Origin of the sequence: Croceibacterium sp. TMG7-5b_MA50, from assembly GCF_039830145.1 — a bacterium.
Lineage (GTDB): Bacteria > Pseudomonadota > Alphaproteobacteria > Sphingomonadales > Sphingomonadaceae > Croceibacterium.
This window is the reverse complement of the sequence record NZ_CP156082.1, coordinates 1,106,265-1,129,473: the sequence shown is the minus strand read 5'-3', so window position 1 is coordinate 1,129,473 and position 23,209 is coordinate 1,106,265. Positions and strand designations below refer to the sequence as shown.

30 protein-coding genes, 2 tRNA genes and 1 pseudogene are annotated in these 23,209 nt (G+C 67.5%); 14 read left to right on the top strand and 19 right to left on the bottom strand.

Translation table 11 applies throughout. The features are described from left to right. Positions 1 to 119: 119 nt before the first annotated feature. Positions 120 to 986 carry an oxygen-dependent coproporphyrinogen oxidase gene (gene hemF, locus V5740_RS05615; RefSeq protein ID WP_347304088.1) on the bottom strand — a complete coding sequence of 289 codons (867 nt, stop codon included), beginning with the start codon at positions 984 to 986 and terminating at the stop codon, positions 120 to 122. Positions 987 to 1,030: 44 nt separating this feature from the next. Between hemF and pdeM the strand changes: the two genes are divergently transcribed. Then, on the top strand, positions 1,031 to 1,789 hold the full coding sequence (gene pdeM, locus V5740_RS05610; protein ID WP_347304087.1) for a ligase-associated DNA damage response endonuclease PdeM: 759 nt from the start codon (positions 1,031 to 1,033) through the stop codon (positions 1,787 to 1,789). Between the two features lie 106 nt (positions 1,790 to 1,895). After that, the gene (gene infC, locus V5740_RS05605) at positions 1,896 to 2,417 is read left to right on the top strand and encodes a translation initiation factor IF-3 (protein ID WP_347304086.1); all 522 of its coding nucleotides are present in this window, start codon (positions 1,896 to 1,898) and stop codon (positions 2,415 to 2,417) included. Between the two features lie 42 nt (positions 2,418 to 2,459). On the opposite strand, the gene V5740_RS05600 is transcribed toward infC, so the two are convergent. Beyond that, a complete protein-coding gene (locus tag V5740_RS05600) occupies positions 2,460 to 3,260 on the bottom strand; it encodes a PhzF family phenazine biosynthesis protein (RefSeq protein WP_347304453.1) in 801 nt (266 codons plus the stop codon). Continuing rightward, positions 3,260 to 3,865, bottom strand: a complete 606-nt coding sequence (pdxH, locus tag V5740_RS05595; protein WP_347304085.1) for a pyridoxamine 5'-phosphate oxidase — start codon at positions 3,863 to 3,865, stop codon at positions 3,260 to 3,262. Before pdxH ends, V5740_RS05600 begins: the two co-directional genes overlap by 1 nt. A gap of 76 nt (positions 3,866 to 3,941) precedes the next feature. Here pdxH and V5740_RS05590 point away from each other — a divergent pair, with 76 nt between their 5' ends. Then, positions 3,942 to 4,886 carry a J domain-containing protein gene (locus tag V5740_RS05590; protein ID WP_347304084.1) on the top strand — a complete coding sequence of 315 codons (945 nt, stop codon included), beginning with the start codon at positions 3,942 to 3,944 and terminating at the stop codon, positions 4,884 to 4,886. A gap of 4 nt (positions 4,887 to 4,890) precedes the next feature. Further along, positions 4,891 to 5,301 carry a hypothetical protein gene (locus V5740_RS05585; protein WP_347304083.1) on the top strand — a complete coding sequence of 137 codons (411 nt, stop codon included), beginning with the start codon at positions 4,891 to 4,893 and terminating at the stop codon, positions 5,299 to 5,301. Positions 5,302 to 5,323: 22 nt separating this feature from the next. On the opposite strand, the gene dxs is transcribed toward V5740_RS05585, so the two are convergent. The 10 genes from dxs to V5740_RS05535 form a co-directional block, all read right to left on the bottom strand. After that, the gene (gene dxs, locus V5740_RS05580) at positions 5,324 to 7,243 is read right to left on the bottom strand and encodes a 1-deoxy-D-xylulose-5-phosphate synthase (RefSeq protein WP_347304082.1); all 1,920 of its coding nucleotides are present in this window, start codon (positions 7,241 to 7,243) and stop codon (positions 5,324 to 5,326) included. Positions 7,244 to 7,309: 66 nt separating this feature from the next. Continuing rightward, positions 7,310 to 7,771 carry a transcriptional repressor gene (locus V5740_RS05575; RefSeq protein ID WP_347304081.1) on the bottom strand — a complete coding sequence of 154 codons (462 nt, stop codon included), beginning with the start codon at positions 7,769 to 7,771 and terminating at the stop codon, positions 7,310 to 7,312. Positions 7,772 to 7,792: 21 nt separating this feature from the next. After that, positions 7,793 to 8,464 (bottom strand): peptide-methionine (S)-S-oxide reductase MsrA, encoded by a 672-nt coding sequence (gene msrA / locus V5740_RS05570; RefSeq protein ID WP_347304080.1) that lies wholly within the window; start codon positions 8,462 to 8,464, stop codon positions 7,793 to 7,795. Positions 8,465 to 8,772: 308 nt separating this feature from the next. Further along, complete coding sequence (locus V5740_RS05565) at positions 8,773 to 9,570, bottom strand: TSUP family transporter (protein WP_347304079.1); 798 nt, start codon at positions 9,568 to 9,570, stop codon at positions 8,773 to 8,775. Further along, complete coding sequence (locus tag V5740_RS05560; RefSeq protein WP_347304078.1) at positions 9,571 to 10,503, bottom strand: bifunctional riboflavin kinase/FAD synthetase; 933 nt, start codon at positions 10,501 to 10,503, stop codon at positions 9,571 to 9,573. It lies immediately after the preceding gene. Continuing rightward, a complete protein-coding gene (locus V5740_RS05555; protein ID WP_347304077.1) occupies positions 10,500 to 10,988 on the bottom strand; it encodes a dihydrofolate reductase in 489 nt (162 codons plus the stop codon). The genes V5740_RS05560 and V5740_RS05555 overlap by 4 nt, the downstream gene beginning before the upstream one ends. Position 10,989: 1 nt before the next feature. After that, on the bottom strand, positions 10,990 to 12,054 hold the full coding sequence (locus V5740_RS05550; protein ID WP_347304076.1) for a 5-(carboxyamino)imidazole ribonucleotide synthase: 1,065 nt from the start codon (positions 12,052 to 12,054) through the stop codon (positions 10,990 to 10,992). Beyond that, entirely contained in the window at positions 12,051 to 12,560 is a 510-nt protein-coding gene (purE, locus tag V5740_RS05545) for a 5-(carboxyamino)imidazole ribonucleotide mutase (RefSeq protein ID WP_347304075.1), read from the bottom strand. The genes V5740_RS05550 and purE overlap by 4 nt, the downstream gene beginning before the upstream one ends. After that, positions 12,560 to 13,246 carry a 2,3-diphosphoglycerate-dependent phosphoglycerate mutase gene (gene gpmA / locus V5740_RS05540; protein ID WP_347304074.1) on the bottom strand — a complete coding sequence of 229 codons (687 nt, stop codon included), beginning with the start codon at positions 13,244 to 13,246 and terminating at the stop codon, positions 12,560 to 12,562. Before gpmA ends, purE begins: the two co-directional genes overlap by 1 nt. 39 nt (positions 13,247 to 13,285) lie before the next feature. After that, positions 13,286 to 13,453, bottom strand: coding sequence for a hypothetical protein (locus V5740_RS05535; RefSeq protein ID WP_347304073.1), 168 nt, complete (start codon positions 13,451 to 13,453; stop codon positions 13,286 to 13,288). 115 nt (positions 13,454 to 13,568) lie between these two features. On the opposite strand from V5740_RS05535, the gene V5740_RS05530 reads away from it, so the two are divergent. Continuing rightward, positions 13,569 to 13,643: transfer RNA gene (locus V5740_RS05530), tRNA-Thr, on the top strand. A gap of 18 nt (positions 13,644 to 13,661) precedes the next feature. On the opposite strand, the gene V5740_RS05525 is transcribed toward V5740_RS05530, so the two are convergent. Genes V5740_RS05525 through V5740_RS05515 form a run of 3 tightly spaced genes read right to left on the bottom strand, consistent with a single transcriptional unit; the run spans position 13,662 to position 15,933 of the window. Next, positions 13,662 to 13,958, bottom strand: coding sequence for a polyhydroxyalkanoic acid system family protein (locus V5740_RS05525; protein WP_347304072.1), 297 nt, complete (start codon positions 13,956 to 13,958; stop codon positions 13,662 to 13,664). Continuing rightward, positions 13,958 to 14,731 (bottom strand): hypothetical protein, encoded by a 774-nt coding sequence (locus V5740_RS05520; RefSeq protein WP_347304071.1) that lies wholly within the window; start codon positions 14,729 to 14,731, stop codon positions 13,958 to 13,960. The genes V5740_RS05525 and V5740_RS05520 overlap by 1 nt, the downstream gene beginning before the upstream one ends. Then, on the bottom strand, positions 14,731 to 15,933 hold the full coding sequence (locus tag V5740_RS05515; protein ID WP_347304070.1) for a toxic anion resistance protein: 1,203 nt from the start codon (positions 15,931 to 15,933) through the stop codon (positions 14,731 to 14,733). The genes V5740_RS05520 and V5740_RS05515 overlap by 1 nt, the downstream gene beginning before the upstream one ends. 137 nt (positions 15,934 to 16,070) lie before the next feature. Here V5740_RS05515 and V5740_RS05510 point away from each other — a divergent pair, with 137 nt between their 5' ends. Continuing rightward, positions 16,071 to 16,478 carry an MAPEG family protein gene (locus V5740_RS05510; protein ID WP_347304069.1) on the top strand — a complete coding sequence of 136 codons (408 nt, stop codon included), beginning with the start codon at positions 16,071 to 16,073 and terminating at the stop codon, positions 16,476 to 16,478. Between the two features lie 15 nt (positions 16,479 to 16,493). Here the strand turns inward: V5740_RS05510 and V5740_RS05505 are convergent, their stop codons facing one another. After that, positions 16,494 to 16,877, bottom strand: a complete 384-nt coding sequence (locus tag V5740_RS05505) for a VOC family protein (RefSeq protein ID WP_347304068.1) — start codon at positions 16,875 to 16,877, stop codon at positions 16,494 to 16,496. Positions 16,878 to 16,921: 44 nt separating this feature from the next. Continuing rightward, positions 16,922 to 18,649, bottom strand: a complete 1,728-nt coding sequence (locus tag V5740_RS05500) for a fatty acyl-AMP ligase (RefSeq protein ID WP_347304067.1) — start codon at positions 18,647 to 18,649, stop codon at positions 16,922 to 16,924. A 197-nt stretch (positions 18,650 to 18,846) separates the two neighbouring features. Here V5740_RS05500 and V5740_RS05495 point away from each other — a divergent pair, with 197 nt between their 5' ends. The 4 genes and pseudogenes from V5740_RS05495 to V5740_RS05480 form a co-directional block, all read left to right on the top strand. Then, a complete protein-coding gene (locus V5740_RS05495; RefSeq protein ID WP_347304066.1) occupies positions 18,847 to 19,365 on the top strand; it encodes a RecX family transcriptional regulator in 519 nt (172 codons plus the stop codon). Between the two features lie 44 nt (positions 19,366 to 19,409). Next, positions 19,410 to 19,871 carry a DUF192 domain-containing protein gene (locus V5740_RS05490; protein ID WP_347304065.1) on the top strand — a complete coding sequence of 154 codons (462 nt, stop codon included), beginning with the start codon at positions 19,410 to 19,412 and terminating at the stop codon, positions 19,869 to 19,871. Positions 19,872 to 19,934: 63 nt separating this feature from the next. Beyond that, positions 19,935 to 20,336, top strand: a complete 402-nt coding sequence (locus V5740_RS05485) for an NADH:ubiquinone oxidoreductase subunit NDUFA12 (protein ID WP_347304064.1) — start codon at positions 19,935 to 19,937, stop codon at positions 20,334 to 20,336. Continuing rightward, positions 20,230 to 20,748: pseudogene (locus V5740_RS05480) on the top strand (DUF2155 domain-containing protein); the annotation flags it as partial. The gene V5740_RS05485 and the pseudogene V5740_RS05480, both read left to right, overlap by 107 nt. 35 nt (positions 20,749 to 20,783) lie before the next feature. On the opposite strand, the gene aat reads toward V5740_RS05480, so the two are convergent. Continuing rightward, positions 20,784 to 21,605: a leucyl/phenylalanyl-tRNA--protein transferase gene (gene aat, locus V5740_RS05475; protein ID WP_347304063.1), complete on the bottom strand. Its 822-nt coding sequence runs from the start codon at positions 21,603 to 21,605 to the stop codon at positions 20,784 to 20,786. Positions 21,606 to 21,697: 92 nt separating this feature from the next. Here aat and V5740_RS05470 point away from each other — a divergent pair. The 4 genes from V5740_RS05470 to nusG all read left to right on the top strand — a co-directional run bounded on the left by V5740_RS05470 (position 21,698) and on the right by nusG (position 23,120). After that, a tRNA-Trp gene (locus V5740_RS05470) sits at positions 21,698 to 21,773 on the top strand. Positions 21,774 to 21,942: 169 nt separating this feature from the next. After that, entirely contained in the window at positions 21,943 to 22,095 is a 153-nt protein-coding gene (locus tag V5740_RS05465) for a hypothetical protein (protein WP_347304062.1), read from the top strand. A gap of 237 nt (positions 22,096 to 22,332) precedes the next feature. Continuing rightward, positions 22,333 to 22,527 (top strand): preprotein translocase subunit SecE, encoded by a 195-nt coding sequence (secE, locus tag V5740_RS05460; protein WP_347304452.1) that lies wholly within the window; start codon positions 22,333 to 22,335, stop codon positions 22,525 to 22,527. Positions 22,528 to 22,580: 53 nt separating this feature from the next. Next, a complete protein-coding gene (nusG, locus tag V5740_RS05455; RefSeq protein WP_347304061.1) occupies positions 22,581 to 23,120 on the top strand; it encodes a transcription termination/antitermination protein NusG in 540 nt (179 codons plus the stop codon). Positions 23,121 to 23,209: the final 89 nt, after the last annotated feature.

Here is a 23,209-nt window from a genome sequence, read left to right as displayed (position 1 = left end):
TGCGCGGGTTTGCCGATCGAATGAGGGATGTGAGAGAAAATGGCAGGGCATCGGCCCGACATGACAGATGGACCTGATGTAGGACAGCGGAGAGGGCGGCGATCGCCGCGAAGCTGTTCCTAACTCCACACCGCTTCGGGCGGCAGGCTCATCAGGATGGCATCGACGTTGCCGCCGGTCTTCAGGCCGAACAGCGTGCCCCGGTCGTAGACCAGGTTGAATTCGGCGTAGCGTCCCCGCCATTCCAACTGGGTCTGCTTGTCGGCGGGCGTCCATTCCACGCCCATGCGGCGGCGGACGAGGCGCGGGAACACGTCCAGGAACGTCTCTCCGACTGCGCGGGTGAAGGCGAAGTGCCGATCCCAATGCGCGTCATCGGCGCATTCAAGATGATCGTAGAAGATACCGCCGACACCGCGCGCGACGCCGCGATGGGGAATGAAGAAATATTCGTCCGCCCACTTGGCGTAGCGATCGTACCAGGCGGGGTCGAAGGGCTGGCACGCGGCACGCAGGGCGCCGTGAAATGCCTCGGTATCCTCGGCATAGGGAATCGGCGGGTTCAGGTCCGCGCCGCCGCCGAACCATGCCGCCGTGGTGGTAAGGAACCGGGTGTTCATGTGCACGGCGGGGACATGCGGATTGGCCATGTGCGCGACCAGGCTGATCCCGGTGGCGGTGAAGCCGGGCGCTTCGGCGCTGGCGCCGTTGATGGTGGCGGCAAATTTGGGCGCGAACTCGCCCGACACAGTGGACACGTTGACGCCCACCTTCTCGAACACGCGGCCCTTCATCACGCCGCGCACCCCGCCGCCGCCTTCGCTGCCGTCATCGGTGGTGCGGTCCCACGGCGTGTAGGTGAAGGCAGCGTCGCTGCCGGCCTCCCGCTCGATCGCCTCGAACTCGGCGCAGATGCGATTGCGCAACGTTTCGAACCAGTCGCGAGCGCGAGCGGTGTAGGGAGTCCAGTCGGTTACCTGTTCCATTGCGGCTGCTTGCCAAAGCCGGGCGGCTGCGGCAAGGCGCGGGCATGGTTCCCGTTTCGTTCGGCCCCGATCCCTGCACCCCCACCGGCTGCCCGCTGCCCTTCGCGGGGGAAGAGTTCGTGCTGACGCCCGGCCACGCGCTGTACTGGCCGCGCGAGCGTACGCTGCTGGTGGCGGACCTGCATCTGGAGAAGGGCAGCTTCTACGCGCGGTCCGGCCAGATGCTGCCCCCCTATGACAGTCGCGAGACGCTGGCGCGACTGGCGGCGGAGGTGCGGCAGACGGGTGCGCGGCGGATCGTCACCCTGGGCGACAATTTCCACGATGCGGGCGGACCATCCCGGCTGGAGTCGCATGCGGCGGGCATGCTGGCGGCGCTGACGGGTGTGCTCGACTGGGTGTGGCTGACGGGCAATCACGATCGTGCCGGGCCGGACCGGCATGCGGAGTTGCAGAAGCAATTGGGCGGAACGGTGCTGGCGGAGGTAGAGCTCGCAGGCATCATCCTGCGCCACCATGCGATCGCCGGGGAGATGCGGCCGGAATTGTCCGGGCATTTTCATCCCAAGCTGGCGGTAACCGTGCGCGCCCGGCGCATCCGCCGCCCCTGCGCCGTGGTGAGCGATGGCGTCGGCAATGCCGGCGGGCGCATGATCCTGCCGGCATTCGGCGCGTTGACCGGCGGCATGGATGCGGGTGATCCGGCCATCCTGGCGGCGCTGCAGCCCGCGCGCGCGATCCGCGCGGTGGTGGCGGCGAAAGGCCGGCTGGCGCAATTCCCGCTGTGGCGCGCCGCCGCCTGAGCGCCAAATCCGTGTGCCCCTAGCGAAAAGGCGGCGCACGCACTATGTGGGCGGGTGATTCTACAGGGCTACAGGAGAGCAAACCATACCCCGTCCACCCCGGCGCATGCTGGCGCCCCCGGTCAAGTCCGGCCCCCGCTTCGATCACTTCATCCAGGCCGACAAGGTCCGCGTCATCGATGACGAGGGCGAGAACCTTGGCGTCATGTACACGCGCCAGGCGATCGAGCAGGCGAACGAGATTGGCCTGAACTTGGTCGAAGTATCGCCGAACGCCGATCCGCCGGTCTGCAAGTTCCTGGACGTGGGCAAGCACCGGTACGAGGCGCAGAAGAAGGCGAACATCGCCCGCAAGACGCAGAAGACGCAGGAGATCAAGGAGATCAAGATGCGTCCGAACATCGATGACCACGATTACGACGTGAAGATGCGTAACGTGAACAAGTTTATCGAGAACGGCGACAAGGTGAAGGTGACCCTGCGTTTTCGCGGCCGCGAGATGGCGCACCAGCACCTGGGCATGGACCTGCTGAAGCGGGTGCAGGACGACGTGGTGGAAGTCGCCAAGGTGGAGGCATACCCCCGCCTTGAAGGCCGCCAGATGCTGATGGTGCTGTCGCCCAAGTAAGGCGACCGGCGATGGCGGCGATGGGATCGCCGCCATTCGCCTTCAGGGCAGGCGGAACTGCCCCTCCACGATCGTGACGCATTGTCCGGTCAGCCACACGCGGTTTCCATCGAGCCGGCAGGCGATATCCCCTCCGCGTTCAGATGCCTGATGCGCGGTGAAGCTGTCGCGGCCGAGGCGCGGTGCCCAGAAACCCGCCAGCACGGCATGCGCGCTGCCGGTGACGGGATCTTCCGGGATGCCGGCACCTGGCACGAACACTCGGCTGACCACATCGGTGGCGCTGCCGACGGCGGTGCAGATGAACTGGTGGTCCGGCCCTAGGCGAGCGAGCCCAGCCATGTCTGGCGCCAGCGTGCGTACCTCCTCCTCTCCAGCAAACAGGAAGACGTTGTACCCGGCGGGGTGGCGCCACACCTCCTGCGGCTTGGTGCCGAGCGGGCCGGCACCTTCAGGCCAGTCCGTGCGCTGCACCGGAATGGCTGGCAGCGCCACGCAATAGCCGTCACCGTCCACCCGTACCTCCAGCATACCGGCCCGGCGGGTGCGGAAGGTCACGCGGGTGCCGCCATCGCGACCCAGCAGCGCGTGCCCGCTGGCGAGTGTCGCATGGCCGCACAGGCGGATTTCGTACTCGGGCGTGAACCAGCGCAGTTCCCAGTCGGCGACCTCGCTGGCGTCACGCAGCAGGAAGGCCGTTTCGGAGAACATGTTTTCCGCCGCGATCTGCTGCAGCACGGAATCAGGCAGCCATTCGGCAAGCTCGATCACGGCGGCCTGGTTGCCGGCAAAGGGACGGGCGGCGAAGGCATCGATGTGCCAGTAGGGAGCGGTCGCGGTCATCATGGGTAGAGCAGCGTGCTGGTCCAGCTGCCGTCCGCAAGCCGGGTGAATTGTCGCCGTTCGTGCAGGCGGGCGGTGCGATCCTGCCAGAACTCCATCCGTGCGGGTGCCAGGCGGAAGCCGGTCCAGTGAGGCGGCCGGGGCACGGGCGCATCACCGAGCGCATGTTCCAGCGCGGCGACACGGTCGAGGTAGACCTGCCGATCCTCCAGCGGGCGCGACTGGTCGGACGCGGCGCTGCCCAGTTGCGATGCACGGCCGCGGGAGGCAAAATAGGCGTCGGCCTCCTCCCGCGTCACCTCCTCCAGCACGCCTTCAACGCGGATCTGCCGGCGCAGCGATTTCCAGTGAAACAGCAGCGCGGCGTGGGGATTGTCGGCGATCTCCTGCCCCTTGCGGCTTTCGGCGTTGGTGTAGAACACGAAGCCGTCCGCATCCTGCCCCTTCAGCAGTACCATGCGGACGGACGGGCACCCGTCCGGCGTGGCGGTGGCGAGTGCCATGGCGTTGGGGTCGTTAAGTTCCGCCGCCTCTGCCAGCGCGAACCATTCGGCGAACAGGGCAAAAGGATCGGTATCGGGGATGGCGTCTTGCGGTTCGGTCATGCACCTGCCTTAGAGCGCATCGCCGGGCTGGCAAAGCTGCTTGCCCAAACTCATTGCCTTACCTAGCTAACACACCATGGCAGCTGATCCTTATTCCACCCTTGGCGTATCCCGTTCGGCCAGCGAGGCGGAGATAAAGTCCGCCTACCGCAAGCTGGCGAAGGAACTGCACCCCGACCGCAACGCGGACAATCCCAGCGCGGCGCAGCGCTTCAGCGAGGTGACGCGCGCCTATGACCTGCTGTCCGACAAGGACCAGCGCGCCCGGTTCGACCGGGGCGAGATCGACGCGGACGGCAATCCGGCCATGCCGTTCGGTGCCGGTGGCGGCGGGTTCGGCGGCGGCTTCCCAGGCGGCGGCGGATCGCGGACGCGCGGCTTCGAAGGGTTCGCCGGGCAGGAAGCTGACCTCGGCGACATTTTCGAAGGGCTGTTCGGCCAGCGGGGCGGGCCGGCCGGCTTCGGCGGCATGGGTGGCGGCGCCGGCCGGCGCGCGCCGCAGCGCGGAGCCAACGTCAATTATCGCCTGGCCGTGCCGTTCACCGATGCGGCCACTCTGGAGCCGCAGCGCATCACGCTGGGCGATGGGGCAACCATCGATCTGAAGCTGCCTGCCGGTGTCGAGGACGGTACGCAGTTGCGGTTGAAGGGCAAGGGCGAGGCCGGTCCTGGTGGCCCCGGCGATGCGACCGTGACGATCGAGGTGCAGCCGCACGCCTTCTTCGTGCGCGATGGCGACAATGTCCGGCTGGACCTGCCGGTGACGTTGGACGAGGCGGTGCGCGGGGCCAAGGTCAAGGTGCCGACGGTTGACGGGCCGGTCATGCTGACGGTCGCGCCGGGTAGCGGCGGGGGCAAGGTGCTGCGCCTGAAAGGACGCGGCTTCACCCGCAAGGCAGGTGGCCGGGGCGACCAGTTGGTGACGCTGAACGTGGCGCTGCCCGCCGACCTGGCCGACCTGACCGAACGCCTGGATGGGTGGAGCGACACCACACCGGTGCGCGCGAGGCTGGGGGTCTGACGCGATGACATTCCATGACGAGATCGCCGCCTTCTTCGCCGAATATGTCGACGCCTTCGCGCGGGAGGATGCCGAGGCGCTGAGCCTGCTGTGGGACGAGGTCGGACTGTTCCCGTCGCCCGCGGGCAACTTCAGCATGCCGCGTGAACAGTTTCGCGAACATTGCGTGACGCTGATGGGCTTCTACCGCCAGCAGGGCGTCGTCCGGCCAGTCGGCACGGTACTGTCCGCCAGCGAGCTGTTTCCCGGCGTTGCGGAGGCGCGGGTGGCATACCGCATGATGGGCGTCGGCGACGAGATCGTCGCCGAGTGGGAGCATGTCTACATCCTGCGCCACACTGACCGCTGGCGCGTGTCGCTGACCATCGCCGATGGTGAGATGGCGGCGTGGACGGCGAGGGGCGCGCAGCTCTGACCCGGCTGCGCGAGCCCCAGGCTTAAGCCCGCGCTTCCTCCACCCCGGCGCTGTTATGGCGGAGAGCTGACAGCGCCGTGTCGACGATCTGCGGGGCGTTGAGGCCGGCCGCGTCATACTGCCTGTCCGGCGCGTCATGGTCCTGGAACACGTCGGGCAGGCGCATGGTGCGGATCTTTAGGCCCGCGTCGGTCAGTCCCAGGTCGCTGGCCAGCGTCAGGACGTGGGCGCCGAGGCCGCCGATGGCACCTTCCTCCACGGTGATGACCACTTCGTGCGTGGCCATCAGCTTGCGGATCAGGTCAGTGTCGAGCGGCTTGGCGAAGCGCAAATCGGCGACGGTGGTCGACAGGCCCTTGGCCTCGAGCTGGTCGGCCGCCTTCAGGGCTTCCGCCAGGCGGGTGCCGAGCGACAGGATCGCGATCTTGCTGCCTTGCCGTACGATGCGACCCTTGCCGATCTCCAGCCGCTCGGGCGTGGTGGGCAGGGGCACGCCGATGCCGTTCCCGCGCGGATAGCGGAAGGCGATCGGGCCATCGTCATGCAGCGCGGCGGTGTAGGTCATGTGGACCAGCTCCGCCTCGTCCGCCGCGGCCATCACCACCATGTTGGGCAAAGTGGCGAGGTAGGTGACATCGAAGCTGCCGGCATGAGTGGCGCCATCCGCCCCCACCAGGCCGGCGCGATCGATGGCGAAGCGGACGGGCAGGTTCTGGATCGCCACGTCGTGCACCACCTGATCGAAGGCGCGTTGCAGGAAGGTGGAATAGATGGCGCAGAACGGACGCATTCCCTGCGCCGCGAGGCCCGCGGCGAAGGTCACGGCGTGCTGTTCGGCGATGCCGACGTCGAAGGTGCGTTCGGGATGCTGCGTGCCGAACTTGTCCACGCCCGTGCCGCCCGGCATGGCGGCGGTGATGGCGCAGATGCGGCTGTCCGTATCCGCCAGCTTTGCCAGCGTTTCGCCGAACACGTTCTGGTAGGCGGGGGGGCCGCCGGCGCTTTTCTTCTGCTCGCCGGTGATGACGTCGAACTTCTGCACGCCGTGGTACTTGTCCGCCGCGCTTTCGGCCGGGGCGTAACCCTTGCCCTTCTGCGTAACGACATGGACGAGGCATGGGCCCTCCGCCGCGTCGCGGACATTTTCCAGCACAGGAATCAGCTGGTCGAGATCATGCCCGTCGATCGGGCCGACATAGTAGAAGCCCAGTTCCTCGAACAACGTGCCGCCCATCGCCATGCCGCGGGCATATTCGTCCGTCAGCTTGGCTGCGCGGTGCAGCGGCTGGGGCAGCTTGCGCGCCAGCTTCTTGGCGAGGTCGCGCAGGCCCAGGAACTTGCCGCCGCTGACCAGCCGGGCGAGGTAGCCCGACAGCCCACCCACGGGCGGAGCGATCGACATGTCGTTGTCGTTCAGGATGACCACCAGCCGGTTGCCGGCAGCCTCAGCATTGTTCATCGCTTCATACGCCATCCCCGCGCTCATCGCGCCGTCGCCGATGACGGCGATTGCCTTCCCGGCGGAGCCGGTCAGCTTGTTGGCGATGGCGAAGCCAAGGCCCGCGGAGATCGAGGTGGAGGAGTGCGCCGCGCCGAACGGGTCGTACTCGCTCTCGCTGCGCTTGGTGAAGCCGCTGAGGCCACCGCCCTGGCGCAGGGTGCGGATGCGATCGCGCCGCCCGGTGATGATCTTGTGGGGATAGGCCTGATGGCCGACATCCCAGATCAGCCGGTCGGTCGGCGTGTTGAACACATAATGGATGGCGACGGTCAGCTCGACCACGCCGAGGCCGGAGCCGAGGTGGCCCCCGGTCGAACCGACCGCGTCGATCATCTCGGTCCGCAGCTCATCCGCCAGCGTGCGCAGCTGGCGCGGGTCCAGCGCGCGCAGGTCTGCAGGGTAATTGACCTGATCGAGCAGGGGAGTTGAAGGAACGTTCATCGACAGAGGCTTACACAGGCAGGGGGGTCGTGTCGATTATCCCCGGCCGTTCATCCGGAACATCGTTCAACCTGCGCAGGATGCGCACAGGCCGCGCAGTTCCACCACCGGGCGCACATCGGCGAACCCGGCCTTGGTCCCGGCCTCGCGCAGCGCGCCGGTCAGTCGGTCGTCGTCGAGATGGGTGGCGGCACCGCAATCATCGCAGATCAGGTAGATGCAGTCGTGCCGGCAGCCCGGATGGGTGTTGGCGACGAAGGCATTGGCGCTCTCGATCCGGTTGGCGAGGTTGGTGCGCACGAACAGGTCGAGAATACGGTAGATGGAGTTCGCCGCGACCCGCTTGCCGCGCGCCTTCCCGACCTCCTCCGCGATGTCATAGGCGCTGACGGGGCGCTGCTGCCGGGCGAGGGTGTCGAACACGCTGGCGCGCATGGCGGTCCACTGTTCGCCCGCGCGGGTAAGCGCCTGCTCCGCCTCGGCCGTCAGACCCGGGCCGCTATGTTCGGTGTGCGCATGACTTGCCATGCGCTGCGATATAGGCTGCGATCAGCCGTTGCGGAAGGTGGCGCGGTAATGGCCGGGGAACAGGCGGGCGAGCGCTGTGACCTTGGGTGCATCCCACCGCTGGATGTAGCCGTGCCGGGGATTGCGGCGAGCAAAGTCCTGATGCTCATCCTCCGCCACGAAGAACTCGCGCGGGCGCTCAATCTCGGTAACGATGGGCCGCTGCCAAACGCCGCTCGCCCGCATCTGGGAGAGGTAGGCGGCGGCAACGGCGCGCTGTTCCGCATCGACGGGAATCAGAGCGGCGCGGTATTGCGATCCGCGATCGGGACCTTGCCGGTCGCGCAGGGTGGGATCAGCCACCACGGAGAAGAAGATCCGCAGCAATTCGTCGTACCGAACCTGCGCCGGATCGTAGATGACGCGCACGGTTTCCGCATGCCCGGTAACGCCGCTCGACACACGGTCATAGTTGGCAGTCGCGCGGTTACCGCCGTGATAGCCGGATACGGCGCTGGTCACGCCGCGCACATGGCTGAACACGGCCTCCACACCCCAGAAGCAGCCGCCGGCGAAATAGGCGGCTTTCAGCCCGCCGCTTTCCTGCGCGGTGCGGGTGGCGGCGGGCGCCTCGACCACGTTGTCCGCCGCAGCCGCGGGCGCACACGCGGCAAGCGCCGCGGCCACGAGCAACAGAGGCGGACGCAGGGTCATTGGTGCATCAGACCGTGGTCAGTGTCGCCAGCATGGCGGTCGCGGTGAAGCCGAAGCCGACGAGGAAGGAGAGGACGGCATCTTTCTTGAACAGGAACATGGCAAAACTCCAAGGGCGATACGCCGTGACACGCGTGATGCGCGCTCGGCACTTGCCCGGTACTGAATGCAGGCGTTGGCTGCCGTTCAGGCAGCCGGTCATGCATGGAAACCGGTCCGCGCCCATCTGGGCAGGCGGGTTATCGGTCACCACGCAGAGTTTCCATACCCATCAGTATGGAATGTTGTCAACGTCTATTACGTACCTGTTAGTACGAAAAACCTGCCCAATTGGAGACCAGCTGGCGCAGCGGATTGGCCGGGTCGGCCAGCAGGCGAACAGTGAGCGCCAGGCTGAGCACCACCAGCAAGGGACGCACCCCGCGACCGCCGAAGCGGATCGCCAGGAATGCACCCAATTGGTTGCCCGCCACATTGGCCGCCGCCATCGCCAGTCCCAGCGGCCACAGCACATGGCCGCCGGCGATCATCGCCACAAGGGCGGATACGTTCGTGGCAAGGTTGATGAGCTTCGTATTGGCAATGGCGCGCACCAGCCCCAGGCCACCCAGCGCCACCAGCGCCAGCGTCAGGAACGATCCGGTGCCGGGGCCGAAGAACCCGTCATAGAAGCCGATTAACCCGCAGACAGCCGAAAGGCCGACCCGGCCCAATCGGGCGTGGCGATCCAGTGTGCCCATCGGCGGGGCCAGCCAGAAATACAGCGCCATGGCGATCAGCAGCACCGGTACCAGTGCGCCAAGGAAGCTGGGATCGACATGCTGCACCGCCACCGCGCCCAGCGCGCTGCCGGTGAAGGCGGCCGCGACCGGGCCTGCGAACGCTTTGAGGTCGATCTGCCCGGCGCGGGCATAGGCCCAGACGGCGGACCCGGTGCCGAGCGTGCTCATCAGCTTGCCCGTGCCCAGCGCCGCGACCGGCGGCAGGCCGGCGGCCAGCATCGCCGGAATGGTCAGCAATCCGCCGCCGCCGGCCATGGCATCAATCGTGCCCGCGACGAAGGCGACCGCGACCAGTAGCGCGAAAGCTTCGGCGGCGAGGTCCATCTATCGGGCGGACAGCAACGTGCGGGCGCGCGCGCAGTCGGCATCCATCTGCGCGGTCAGCGCGGCCAGCGAATCGAACTTCGCCTCCGGCCGCAGGAAGTGGTGCAGGGCGACCTCAAGCTCCCGATCGTAGAGGTCGCCGGCAAAGTCGAACAGGTATGCCTCCAGCAGTTCGACCGGCGGTTCGAACTGGGGGCGCACGCCCAGATTCGCCGCGCCCTGCCACATGCCTCTGCCGGCGAGGTCGCGCACGGTCACGGCATAGATGCCGTACCGGGGGCGCAGATAGGTGCCCATGTCCATGTTGGCGGTGGGATAGCCGATGGTGCGCCCGCGCTTGTCGCCATGCTGCACGCGGGCGCGCACGGCGAAGGGGCGGGTCAGCAACGCCGCTGCCACCTCGCACTCGCCCGCCTTCAGCGCATCGCGGATGCGGCTGGAACTGACGGTGAGCCCGGCGGCGGTGACCGGCGCGATCGCGCGGGCGCGAATGCCGCAGCCGGCGCCTTCGCCCGCCAGAGTGGCGGTGCTGCCGCCGCGACCCCGTCCAAAGGTGAAGTCCTGCCCGGTCACCACGCCTGCGGCACCGATGCGGGCGGCCAGCAGGTCGGCGACGAAGCTCTCGGCCGACATGGTGGCAAGCTCCGCATCGAAAGCGAACACCAGCATGGCGTCCGCCCAGGCGGCGGCGAACAGTTCCTGCCGCTGGTCCAGCGTGGTCAGGCGGAACGGCGGCACATGGGGGGCGAAATGGCGCACTGGATGCGGATCGAAGGTGGCGACGATCGCCGGACGGCCCTCGCTGCGGGCCCATGTTACCGCCTCCGCCACGACGCGCTGATGGCCGAGGTGGAAGCCGTCAAAATTGCCGAGCGCGACGATCGCGCCCCGCAGGCCGTCCGGTACCGGGTCGCGGTGGGTCAGGCGGATCATGGGCGGCGCTGGTAGGTGACGAAGGCGTATGGGGGCCAGCCATCGGCGGCGGGATGCGCCTCCCGCCCCACCTCCATCCAGTAGGGGCCGGGCGGGGGCATGCGCACCTCCCCACCGGTGTCCTCCTCCACTTCCGTGATTTCCAGCCGAGTGGCGAGGGGTTCGAACAGGGCGAAGATCTCCGCGCCGCCGATCACCATAACGTCCCCTTCACCGCACAGCGCCAGCGCGCCGGCGACATCATGCGCGACCTCCGCGCCTTCCGCCTGCCAGTCGGGCTGCCGGGTGATGACTATGTGGCGCCGCCCGGGCAGCAGACCTGGCAGGCTGTCGAAGGTCTTGCGCCCCATCACCATTGGCAGGCCGGTGGTCAGCCGGCGAAACCGGCGTAGATCGGCCGGGATGCGCCATGGCACGTCGCCGGCAAGCGCGATGGTGCCGTCGCTGGCGCGCGCCACCACGAAGATGATCTGCCGGTCCGCCATGTCAGCCGATGCGCGTCAGGTGCCCCATCTTGCGCCCGTCGCGCGCATCGGCCTTGCCATAGAGGTGCAGCTGCGCCGCATCGTCCGTCAGCAAGGCGAACGGATCGGCGACATCGTCGCCCAGCAGGTTGCGCATGGTCACGGGCAGCGCACGGGTGGCGGTGTCGCCCAGCGGGAGGCCGCAGATCGCGCGGATGTGGTTGGCGAACTGGCTGGTGACCGCACCCTCGATCGTCCAGTGCCCGGAATTGTGGACCCGGGGGGCCATCTCGTTGAACACCGGCCCGCTTGCACCCGCAAAGAACTCGCAGGTCAGCACGCCGACATAATCGAGCTGCCGGGCGATCTGCACCGCAAGGGCGCGCGCCTCTGCCACCTGGGACTCCACCAGTGCGCCGGCGGGCAGGGTGGAGGTGGCGAGGATGCCGCCCTGGTGGATGTTGCGGGTCGAATCCCAAAACCGCACCGACCCGTCGCGCCCGCGCACCAGGATGACGGAGAACTCGGCCTCGAAGCGCACGAGCCCCTCGTAGATGTAGCCACCGTCGGAAAGGTCGAGCGCGGCGACATCGGCGGCCGTTTCCAGCCGCCACTGCCCCTTGCCGTCATACCCCTCGCGCCGGGTCTTCAGGATACCGGGCAGGCCGATGGCATTGATGCCGACGCGCAGATCGTCGTGATCGTCCACCGGGCAATAGGGGGCAGGGCGGCCGCCCAGGCCTTCCACGAAATCCTTCTCGCGCAGGCGATCCTGCGCCACTTCCAAAGCGGCAAGGCCCGGGGCGAGCTTGTCGCGCGGCAGCAGGCCGAGCGGTTCGACCGGCACATTCTCGAATTCGTAGGTGACGACGTCGCACACGGCGGCGAACCGGGTCAGCGCATCCTCGTCATCCCACGCCGCCTCGGTCATCGCGGCGCAGACGTCGGCCGCCACATTGTCACCGGGTGGGGCGTAGACATGGCAGCGATAGCCGAGCTGCGCGGCCGCGAGCGCCAGCATGCGGCCGAGCTGGCCACCGCCAAGGATGCCGATGGTGGAACCGGGCACGACCGGTGCGATCGTCACGCGGCGGTCTCGTCCACCGGGTGGTCGGCGACAGCCTCGCTCTGCGCCGTGCGCCAGGCGATCAGCCGCTGTGCCAGCGCCTCGTCACCCAGCGCCAGGATGGAGGTGGCGAGGAGGCCCGCATTGGTTGCGCCCGCCTGCCCGATCGCCAGCGTGCCGGTAGGGATGCCGGCGGGCATCTGTACGATCGACAGCAGACTATCGAGCCCGCTGAGGGTGCGCGACTGCACAGGCACACCCAGCACCGGCAAATGCGTCAGCGCCGCGACCATGCCCGGCAGGTGCGCCGCGCCGCCCGCGCCGGCCACGATCACGCGGAAGCCTTGCTCGTGCGCACTCTTGCCGAACTCGTGCAGTCGATCGGGCGTGCGGTGGGCGGAGATGATCCGCGCCTCGTGCCCCACACCCAGCGCATCTAGCACATCGGCCGCGTGGCGCATGGTCGCCCAATCGGACTGGCTGCCCATCACGATTGCGACAGGCGTGGCGGAGGGCGAGGTCGCCATCAGATATCCTTCAGGTACCGCCGCTCACCCGGCTGCATCGCATCGTCGAACTGGTAGATGATCGGCTGCCCGGTGGGGATCTCCAGCCCGGTGATCTCCTCGTCGGAGATGTTCGACAGGTGCTTGACCAGAGCGCGCAGCGAGTTGCCATGCGCGCTGATGATGACCGTCTCGCCCGCCTGCAATTGCGGCACGATGGCGCTTTCCCAATAGGGCAGCACCCGCTCGATGGTGAGCTTCAGGCTTTCCGTCGCGGGCACGTCCAGCCCGGCATAGCGGGGGTCACCGGCAAGGTCGAAATCGCCGCCAGCCTCCAGCACCGGAGGCGGCACGTCGAAGCTGCGGCGCCAGACATGCACCTGCTCCTCACCATGCTTCGCCGCGGTTTCCGCCTTGTTGAGGCCGGTCAGCCCGCCATAGTGCCGCTCGTTCAGGCGCCAGTCCTTGATCTCAGGGATCCACAGCCGGCCGCATGCCTCAAGCGCCAGGTGCAGCGTCCTGATCGCGCGCAGCTGGACGGAGGTGAAGGCGATCGTCGGCAGGATGCCGCGTTCGGCCAGCAGCTTGCCCGCAGCGATCGCCTCGGCCTCGCCCTGATCGGTCAGGTCCACGTCCCACCAGCCGGTGAAGCGGTTCTCCAGGTTCCACTGGCTCTGGCCGTGGCGGACAAGGATCAGCGTGGGCATGGCGGCTCCCGATTGACGAAGGCTTGAATGGACCGCGCCCTAGCGAGGTGGGGCGCCGTTGGGAAGATGCCCGGCATCCGTATCACCGGTGGCGTCAGCGCTATCCTGCGTCGCCATGGCGCGGCTCTGCGCCTTGCGGCGATGCAGGTTGTCGCGCAGGCGTTGCGCCAGGCGTTGTTCGCGGGTGGGCTTGGCCGGGTCGTTCATCGCAAAGGCGCGATGCCGGGTGCGGCTGCGCTTGACAAGAGGAAGGCGACCGGCCAATGGCGCGCCTCGCCGCGGCTCCTGCTCTGGTCAGGAACGCCGATCGGCCCGATGGTTCGCTGCTGTAGCTCAGTGGTAGAGCGCACCCTTGGTAAGGGTGAGGTCGGGAGTTCAATCCTCCCTAGCAGCACCATCGGGCCGTCGCGGCGCCTCAGCGCAACAGCTTCGGCCCCTGCTGGCGGATCGCGCCGGCGATCATCGGTTCCAGAAAGCTCAGCATCGCGGGCAGGGTCACGTCGAACAGCAGCTGGCTGTCCTGCACATCGACATGGCCGTCCACCACCTGGCCCATCGCCGTGATGTTCAGATGCATCCGGTCGGGGGTGGGCCAGTCTGTCGTCACCTGCGCGGCACCGCCGGGGATCGCGTCACCCAGCGTGTGGGCGCGGCTGCGCAGCCGTTCGCGCGCCGCTTCCCGGCCGAGCGTGTGGGGAATGGCGACCTGCATCAGTTCTTCTCCGGCGCGGCGATCTGCGGCGTGTCGGCCAGCGTCTCGCCATCGTTGTATCTGTATTCGAGGTAGCGGGTGCGGACCGCCAGATCATCCAGCGCGCCGTCGGCAAGCTGGCGGGTGACGCGGTCCAGCTCGTCACTAATCCGGCCGAGACTTTCGGAAAGGCGCGCATCCGCGGTGGCGCCGGCATGTTCTTCCCGCCGCAGCGATGCCGGCACGCGGCGCCATGCCTCGACCGTCTCGGGCAGGTGCTCGCCCACCAGCTTGCGCGTCTCGGCCGCGGCAGGGTGCGCCGGGTCGATGGTTTCGAGCTGCAGGCCCAGCGCATCGAGCTGCACGCCGATCCGGTCCACCAGGGTGACGGCCGGGGCGGGCAGGGCAGGGCGCTGATGCTCGAGCCACAATTCCGTGCGGGCGACCAGTTGGCGCGCGTCCTGGGTCCGCGTCAGGTCGGCGCGGCGGGGCACCTTGACCCGGGGGAAGTTGCTGAACACCAGCAGCGCGACGAGGATAGCGACCGCCGTCAGCATGACTCCGGCAAAGCCGATCCCGTTCAGGATGATACCGGCGGCCATGGCGGCCAGCAGGATGGCGAGGACCGCCACGCCGATCAGCTTGACCCGCTTGACCAGGTTCCTGCGGCGTAGGCGGGCCGATCCTTCGCCGATCGGCCGTCCGCCGGTCCGCCGCCCGCCCTGCCGATTGGCGTCGAGCGCGCTGCGGGCGCCGCGCAGGATCGCGTCGCTGTCGTGCGTGCTGTCGGCCATCAGCTATCGAGGCTCAGCAATCCGCGCTGTTCGATCTGCGCGGCGGCCTGTGACTGCCCCTCTGCCCGGGCGATGTAGCCCTTGGACTTTTCCACCTCCACGCTCAGCGTGTCGACGGTCTGGCGCATGGATTCGAGTGCGCGCACCTTGAACTGATCGACCTCGTCCATGGTGTCGTAGATGTTCTGGAAAGCGCGCTGCAGCGTTTCCAGCGGAATGGTGCTGCTGGCCGCCTGTTCGTGGATGCGGGCGGTGTTCTCGCGCAGCAGCTTGCCGGTGGAATCGATGATGCCGGCGGTGGTCTGGTTGAGCGCCGTGATCTGGCCCAGCACCAAGCGCTGGTTGGTCATCGCCTGCGCCACCGTCACCGCGGTTCGCAGCGCGCCAACCGTGGTGGTGCTGGCGCGGTCCACGCCCTTCACCAGTTCCACATTGTTCTTCTTTACGAGGTCCAGTGCCAGGTAGCCCTGCACGCTGACCGCCATCTGCGTCAGCAGGTCTTGCGTGCGCTGGCGGACGTAGAACAGTGCCGTCTCGCGCACCGCCTTCGCCTTGGCCGGATCGACCGAGTCCAGGTTGGCTGCCTCCTCCTCCAGCCGGGCGTCCAGCGACTTGGAGATGTGGATCATCTGTTCCAGCTTCCCCATCGCCTCCCACAGCTTCTGCCGTTCGACATCGATGGCGGCGTTATCCATCAGCAGCTCGTCCTTGCCGCTGGCGAGGCGCGCCAGGATCGCCTGGATGTGCCCCTGTGCGCTGGTGTAGCTGTCGAAGTAGGTCTTCAGCTTGTTGCCGAAGGGAATGATGCCCAGCAGCTTGCGTGGCGCGGTCGCCTTGCGGCCGGGATCGAGGTCCTCAACCGTGCGGCGCAGTTCGGCAAGGTCGGTGCCGACACCGGTATCCTTGTCCATCGCGCGAACCGGACGATCGAGGAACCGGTTCGACATCTGCGCCGCGGCCGCGATCTCCTTGCGGCCCATGTTGGTGATCTGATCGACCTTCTTGCCGAAGTCGGGGGAGTTCGCATCCAGCGCCACCAGCTCGGCGACGAAGCCTTCTACCCGCTCGTCCAGCTTCGTCTTCTGGGCCGGATCGACCGGCACCAGCCCGGCGGCACGTTCCGCCGCAACCACCGGCACCGGATCGGGCGGGGTGAGTTCCAGCTTAAAATCGTCCTTGGTCGCGGTGGGCGTGGTGGCCATGCATTGTGTCTCCCGGCAGCCTGCTACTGTATTAAGAGGGCAAGACACGCAATACAAGCGGTTCACAGGCCGGGCCGCCTGGCCCTATCATGCGGACCGGATCACCGGCGGGCCCGCGCCCGCATGGCAGGAGAACGATGGAGGTGTATTTGCCGACCGAACTAGGCGTGCTGGTGCTGGGCGCGGTGCTGTTGCTGGTGCATATTCTGCTGACCGGGCAGTTCAAAACGCAGCAATACGGGCTGGACTGGAACGCGGGGCCGCGTGACGGGCCGATGCCGCCGCTGAACGCGGTCGCCGGCCGGCTTGAACGGGCGCAGCTGAATTTCCAGGAAACGTTCCCGGTCGCCATCGTGGCGCTGATCGGCGTGGTGCTGGCGGGCAAGACGGGGCCGGTGACGGCTATCGCCGGATGGATCTGGCTGGGGGCCAGGGTGGCGTACCTTCCGCTGTACTGGGCAGGGGTGCCCTACGTCCGATCGCTGGCGTGGGCCGTGGCGACGCTGGCGCTGGTAGTGCTGCTGGGCGTGCTGCTGTTCAGTTGAGCGACGGGATGCGGGTCACGCGACGCGATATGTCGCGCACAGCTTGTTGCCGGAGGGATCTCTCAGGTAAGCAAGGTACAGGACCCGCCCACCGGTGACCTGGCGTTCCCCCGGCGGGCTCTCGATGTCCGAGCCGCCGTTCGCCAGGCCTGCTGCGTGCCAGGCATCCACCTCCGCGGTACTTTTCGCAAGGAAGCCGATCGTGCCGCCATTCGCGCCGGTGGCGGGTAGCTGGTTGATTGGCCTGGTGAGCAGGAACCTGCCGGTATCGGTCATGTAGACGACACGACCCCATTCGTCGGTCACGCCCGCCGGAACGCCCAGCGCACCCAGCGCGGCATCGTAGAATGCCTTGGCGGCGGGGACATCGTTGGCGCCGAGCATCACGTGGCTGAACATGCTAAACTCCTGAAAGGCTGTCTCTGGCGACCGTCAGCGCGACGTCACGCCGCCAGTGTGAACGGCTCGATCTCGCCCGACAGATACAGCTTCTTGGCCTTGGCACGGCTCAACTTGCCGCTTGAGGTGCGCGGCAGGCTGCGGGGAGGCACGAGCTCTACCACGCAGCTCATGCCGGTGATCGCGCGAACCTTGTCGCGGATCGTGTCGCGCAGGCGCACACGTTCCTCCGGGTCAGAAACGCGGCAATGGACCAGCACTGCCGGTGCCTCCTCGCCACTGTCGGTTTCGATGGAGAAGGCGGCGATGTCGCCGTGGTTGAAGCCGGGCAGTTGCTCCACCGCCCACTCGATGTCCTGCGGCCAATGGTTCTTGCCGTTGATGATGATCATGTCCTTCGCCCGGCCGACGATGAACAGATATCCGTTGCCCATGTAGCCCATGTCGCCGGTGTCGAGCCAGCCATCCACCAGGCAGTCGTCCGTCGCCTCCTGATTGCGGAAGTAGGAATGCATCACGGAAGGTCCACGGCACCATACCTTGCCGATCTGGTGGTCGGATTGCAGCCGGCCGCCTTCGCCGCGGATCTCCACCTCCATGTCGGGCAGCGGCTTGCCGCAATTGACGATCGCGCGGTAGCGGGCAGGGCGGCTGAGGTCGCGGCGCGTGCCGCTGAGACGCTCCTCCTCCACCAGCTCCACCCGGATGCCTTCGCCCGGCGGCATGACGGTGACCGCCAGCGTTGCTTCCGCCAGGCCGTAGCTCGGGGTGAAGGCGGCGGCCTTGAACCCGGCGGGGGCGAAGGCGTTGACGAAGCCCTGCATCACGTCCGGCCGGATCATGTCCGCGCCGTTGCCGGCGATCCGCCAGCGGGACAGGTCGAACCGGTCGGCGACGTTGCTCTGGCTGGAAATGCGCCGGGCGCAGATGTCGTACCCGAAGGTCGGGGAGTACGACAGCGTCGTTCCGGGATTGCGGCTGATCAGGTCGAGCCAGGCGAGCGGGCGACGGGCGAAATGCTCCGTCTTCAGGTAGTCGACGCTGACCTGGTTCGCGATCAGCGACAGGAAGCAGCCGACGAGGCCCATGTCGTGGTACCACGGCAGCCAGCTGACGGCGCGGTCGCCTTCGCCGACCTCCATGCTGGTCGAATGGCCGTACAGATTGTGCAGCAACGCCCGGTGCGTGACGGCAACGCCAGTGGGGAAGCGGGTCGAGCCGCTGGAATATTGCAGGTAACAGATGTCATCGGGCGCTGGGGTGGGCAGCGCGACCTCCGGTGCCGGACGCTGCGCGAAGCTGTCCCAGTCCACGCCTTCGCAACCCTGCCGGGCCGCCGCCTCGCCGCACATGTCGGCCAGTTCGGGGGGATAAAGCAGGATCACCGGGTCGGCACTGGCCAGCTGGACGGCCAGCTGATCGATATAATTCTCCCGCCCTCCGAACGTGGTCGGCAAGGGTAGGGGCACCGGCCACGCGCCGGCATAGACCGCGCCGCAGAACAGCGCGGTAAACGGTGCGGCGGTTTCCGCGATTAGCGCGACCCGGTCACCCTTGCCGATGCCCTGCGCCAGCAGGCGGCGGGCAACGGCCAGAGCATCCTCCCGCATGCGGGCATAGGGATACACCTCCGCCAGTTCCCCGCGGGGATCGTGGAAGTTCAGGCCCTTCTCGCTCTGCGCGGCATAGTCGATCGCCTCCACAAAGGTGGCGAAATCGGCGCGCCGGCGCGGCAGCGGGCAATCATTGGGGGTTGGAACCAGTGTCGTCATATGCTGCAAGGCAAACCCATCCCGTGGCGCTGCTTTCGTGCGCCTGAACATCTTCATGCGGCGTCGATCCTGCTGGATGCGCCGGGCCAAATCGCTCCCTTCGATAAGGAGTGTGGCAGCAATAAGGCGAAATGCGTCCGATGCAAGGCGATGACCGGGCTGATCCACAGGCGCAGGGTCGCAGCCGGCGCCCACCGGTGCCCCTCGATCGCGCCCGGCTGGAGGAACTGGCGCTCGCCTATGTTGCCCGTTTCGCGACCAGTGCGGGCAAGCTGGAACGTTACCTGCAACGCAAGCTGAGGGAGCGAGGGTGGGACGGGGAAGGGCAGCCGCCGGTGCCCGCGATCATCGCCCGCCATGTGGAACTGGGCTACATCGACGATGCCGGCTTCGCGCGAGCCAAGGCGGGATCGCTGCTGCGGCGAGGTTACGGCCCGCGGCGCATTGGCCAGGCTTTGGGCGAGGCCGGTATCGCCGAGCCCATCCGGCAGGACGTGCGGCCCGGTGCTGCTGCCCGCCGGCAGGCGGTGCTCGCCCTGGCGCGCAAGCGGCGGTTCGGTCCGTTCGGGACGGGCACGCCCGATCCCGCCCGGCGCGAGAAACAGATTGCGGCCATGCTGCGCGCGGGCCACATGCTGGCCGACGTGCGCGGCGTGATGGACACGCGCAGCGTGGCGGAGGCCGAAAGCTGGGCCGCCGCCGAGGACGACGAATAGAGACGAGGTATTCCATGCGCCGCGCCCCCCTTCTGCTCTCCTTTATGCTGGCGTGCGTGTTGCCCGCCTGTGCGCCGCAGGATGCCGGGGCGTCTGCTCCGGTGGAAGGGGCCACGCCATCGGTTCACCCGCAGTCCGGGCTGCAGGTCATTCCCCTGACCGTCACGACTGGCGGGCGGGCGCACCGCTTCCGTGTGGAGGTGGCCGAGACCAACGAGGCGCAGGCCCGCGGCCTGATGTTCCGGACGGAAATGGGCGCGGACGAGGGGATGATCTTTCCCTATCGCGCGCCGCAGCAGCTGTCCTTCTGGATGCGCAACACCGTGCTGCCGCTCGACCTCGTCTTCATCGGTGCGGACCGCAAGGTGCTGAACGTCGTTGCCAATGCGCAGCCATATTCGGAAGAACAATTGCTGTCCGATGGGCCGGCAATCGCCGTGCTGGAGCTGAACGGCGGCCGCGCGGCGGAGCTGGGCATCGGTCCCGGCGCAACGGTCGAATGGTGAGGAACGCGGCCACGCGCTAGGGTCTGGACCCTGGGGCGGGGCCACGCTAACGGCAGGGACACAATGGGCATCCTCGGCAAGATCTTCACCTGGTGGGATGGCGCGACCATCGGCACCTCCCTGTTCTCCGCCCGCAAGGGGGAACATGTCGGCACCGACGCGCAGGGCAACAAGTATTATCGCTCCACCAAGGTGCGCGATCCGAATGGCCGGGAACGGCGCTGGGTGATCTACGACGGCGCCAACGATGCCAGCCGCGTGCCATCCGAATGGCACGGTTGGCTGCACCATTCTTTCGACGCCCTGCCGCAGAGCCATCTGCCGGCGCCCAAGATCTGGGAAGCCGACTACACTCCCAATGCCACCGGTACCCTGGGCGCCTATCGCCCCGCCGGCGCGCTGGAGAAGGGTGGGCGGCGCGCACGTGCCACCGGCGATTACGAATCCTGGTCGCCCGACGCCTGACATGACATGCCGCTTTGCCGTCCCGGCGGCGGCCGCGATGCTGCTGCTGTCGGCCTGTTCGGACGGGCCACCCGCGCCGGAGCCGGAGAGCACGGCGATCCCGCGCAACCTGGCACAGCCGCAGCCGCCCGCTGCCGCACGGGGGGAGACAGTCGGCACCCCCATGTCGCAGCGCGTGGCCACGCTGGGTCTGCTGAACAAGCGCAACAACATCACCCAGGATATCGAATTGCGTCCTGGCGAAAGCCGGCGGGTGGGCGACGTGATCCTGCGCCTGTCCGCCTGCGAGCGGACCGCCCCGTGGGAACCGCAGCCGGAAACCGGCGCCTTCGTGCAGGTGCTGGTGCAGGAACGCGCGCAGGCCGGGGGCGAGCCGCAATGGCGCGGCATCTTCTCGGGCTGGCTGTTCAGGAACTCACCGAGCCTGAACGTCGTGGAGCACCCGATCTACGATGTCTGGATCAAGGATTGCGCAATGACCTTCCCGGGAGAAGAGGCCGCAGTCCGCGTGCCGTCGCCCGGCCGGTCGGCCCCGCAGCCGACGGCGTCGGCCACGGCGGCTCCCGCCCCGGCGGCGACGCCATCCCCGGCAACCCCCGCACCAACCGAGCCGGAGCCTGCCGCGGGGACCGCGGACACTATCCCGGAATAGGCGGTCCGCAGGTCACCTGCATCCCCATAAGAGATCGCCTCGGCGAGCGCCTCCAGGTATTCCTCCCGACTGATCGGCACTGCGCCGAGCGAGTACAGGTGCTCCGTCATGAACTGGCAGTCGAGCAGGCGAAAGCCGGCCCTGCGCAGCAATACGACCAGCCAGGCAAGGGCCACCTTGCTGGAATCGCGGCTGCGGCTGAACATGCTCTCCCCGCAGAAGACCCGCTCGAACGCGACGCCGTAAAGGCCCCCGACCAGCGTGTCGCCGTCCCAGCACTCCACCGAATGGGCGTGCCCGGCTGCAAACAGCGCGCGATAGCTGGCGGCGATGCGCTCGCTGATCCAGGTGTCCGGGTGATCGGCGCGCGGTGCGGCGCAGGCGTCCAGCACCGCATTGAAGGCCTGGTCGATCGTAACGCGATAACGTTCGCGGCGCAGCGTGCGCGCCAGGGAGCGGGAGCAATGAAACCCGTCCAGCGGGATGATCGCCCGTTCGCGCGGCTCCACCCAGAAGATCTGATCGTCCGCCCGGCCATCGGCCATGGGGAAGATGCCGCTGCGATAGGCGTTCAGCAGCAGGTCGGTAGGGATCGGCGCCGAGGTCGGTGCGTGCATGCTTATAGTTCCCTAGCACACCCTGCCACGCGGGAAAGCGGGCAGACACGCTTGCCAAGCGGCGAATGCCTGCCTAAGGGCGCGTCTCCCGCAGGAGTGTAGCTCAGTTGGTAGAGCATCGGTCTCCAAAACCGAGGGCCGTGGGTTCGAGTCCCTCCACTCCTGCCAATTCCTGACATCGGACGAACTCCCCGACCGGGCCCTGACATCGGGCAAAGTGTTGCAGCTACGTAACAGCTGTGACCAAGGACGCGCGCCGATGCGATCAGAACGGGAACCTTTGCGGCAGGCCGTTCATTCACAGCGGTAATCAGCATCGCATCAGGGAGGTTTACCGATGTCGAGCCTCAGTTTCCGCAGTTCTCAGCCCGACCGCTGGACCATGCCCCGCCCGCACCAGGATGCCAGCACCCGCTATCGCATCTACGGCCCGATCCTGCCCATGGAGGAACGGCCCGGTTTTCTCGCCAGGTTCCTGCGCCGGTTCTGAACCGCTGCGCCGATGAATCGCACGGCCCCGCATTGCGGGGCCGTTTTCGTATGGGGCGGATGGGGGCCGGGTGCCTGCCTTGCGCCCGGCGTGGTCCCGCGCTACATGCGCGCTTGCTTTCCGACATCGGAGCCATCCTGCCCCTCCCGGCCCGCCACGGCCGGGGCGGCGATGAGCCCATGGCGGCAGGCGCCAAGAGCAGCCAAGGCCTTTATGGCCCAGCCGAGCGAGCATGAGATGGAAAAGACCAGTCCCGGCGAATTCATCCGCCAGGTACGCGCGGAAGCGAACAAGGTGGTCTGGCCCACCCGGCAGGAAACCACCCGCACGGCGATCTTCGTCGCGATTTTGGTGGTGATCCTGTCCGTGTTCTTCCTGGGCGTCGATTCCATCTTCGGCGTCGCCGTGCGCTGGCTGCTCTCGCTGGTTTGATTCATTTACCGGGGCCGCACGGCCCTGCACAAAGACGCGCGAAGGAACCGCCGATGCCCGCCCGCTGGTACATCATCCACGCCTATTCCGGCTTCGAGAACAAGGTCCGCGAATCCATCCTGTCGGAGGCCGAGCGCATGGGCCTGGCCGAGGCTGTCGAGGAGGTGCAGGTCCCGACCGAGACCGTTAACGAGGTGAAGCGCGGCAAGCGGGTGCAGGTCGAACGCAAGTTCATGCCCGGCTATGTGCTGGCCAAGCTGAACATGACGGACGACGTGTACCACCTCGTCAAGAACACGCCCAAGGTCACCGGCTTCCTGGGCAATGGCGGCAAGCCGCAGGCCATTTCGGAGCGGGAGGCGGCGCGCTATTTCGGCGGCATGGAGGAGGCGAAAGCCGCCCCCAAGAAGCAGGTCAGCGTCGATTACGAGATCGGCGATCAGGTCAAGGTCAATGCCGGCCCGTTCACCAGCTTCAACGGCATCGTGGAGGAACTGGACTTCGACAAGAGCCGCGTGAAGGTGTCCGTCTCCATCTTCGGCCGTGCCACGCCGGTGGAGCTGGGCTTCGAAGAGGTCGAGCTGGTCAAGTAACGCCGATTCGCCTGCTGCCGAAAAGTTGCAGGAACATGGAAGGGCGCGCAGGAAAACTGCGCGCCCTTTGTTGTTGGTGAATGCATTCG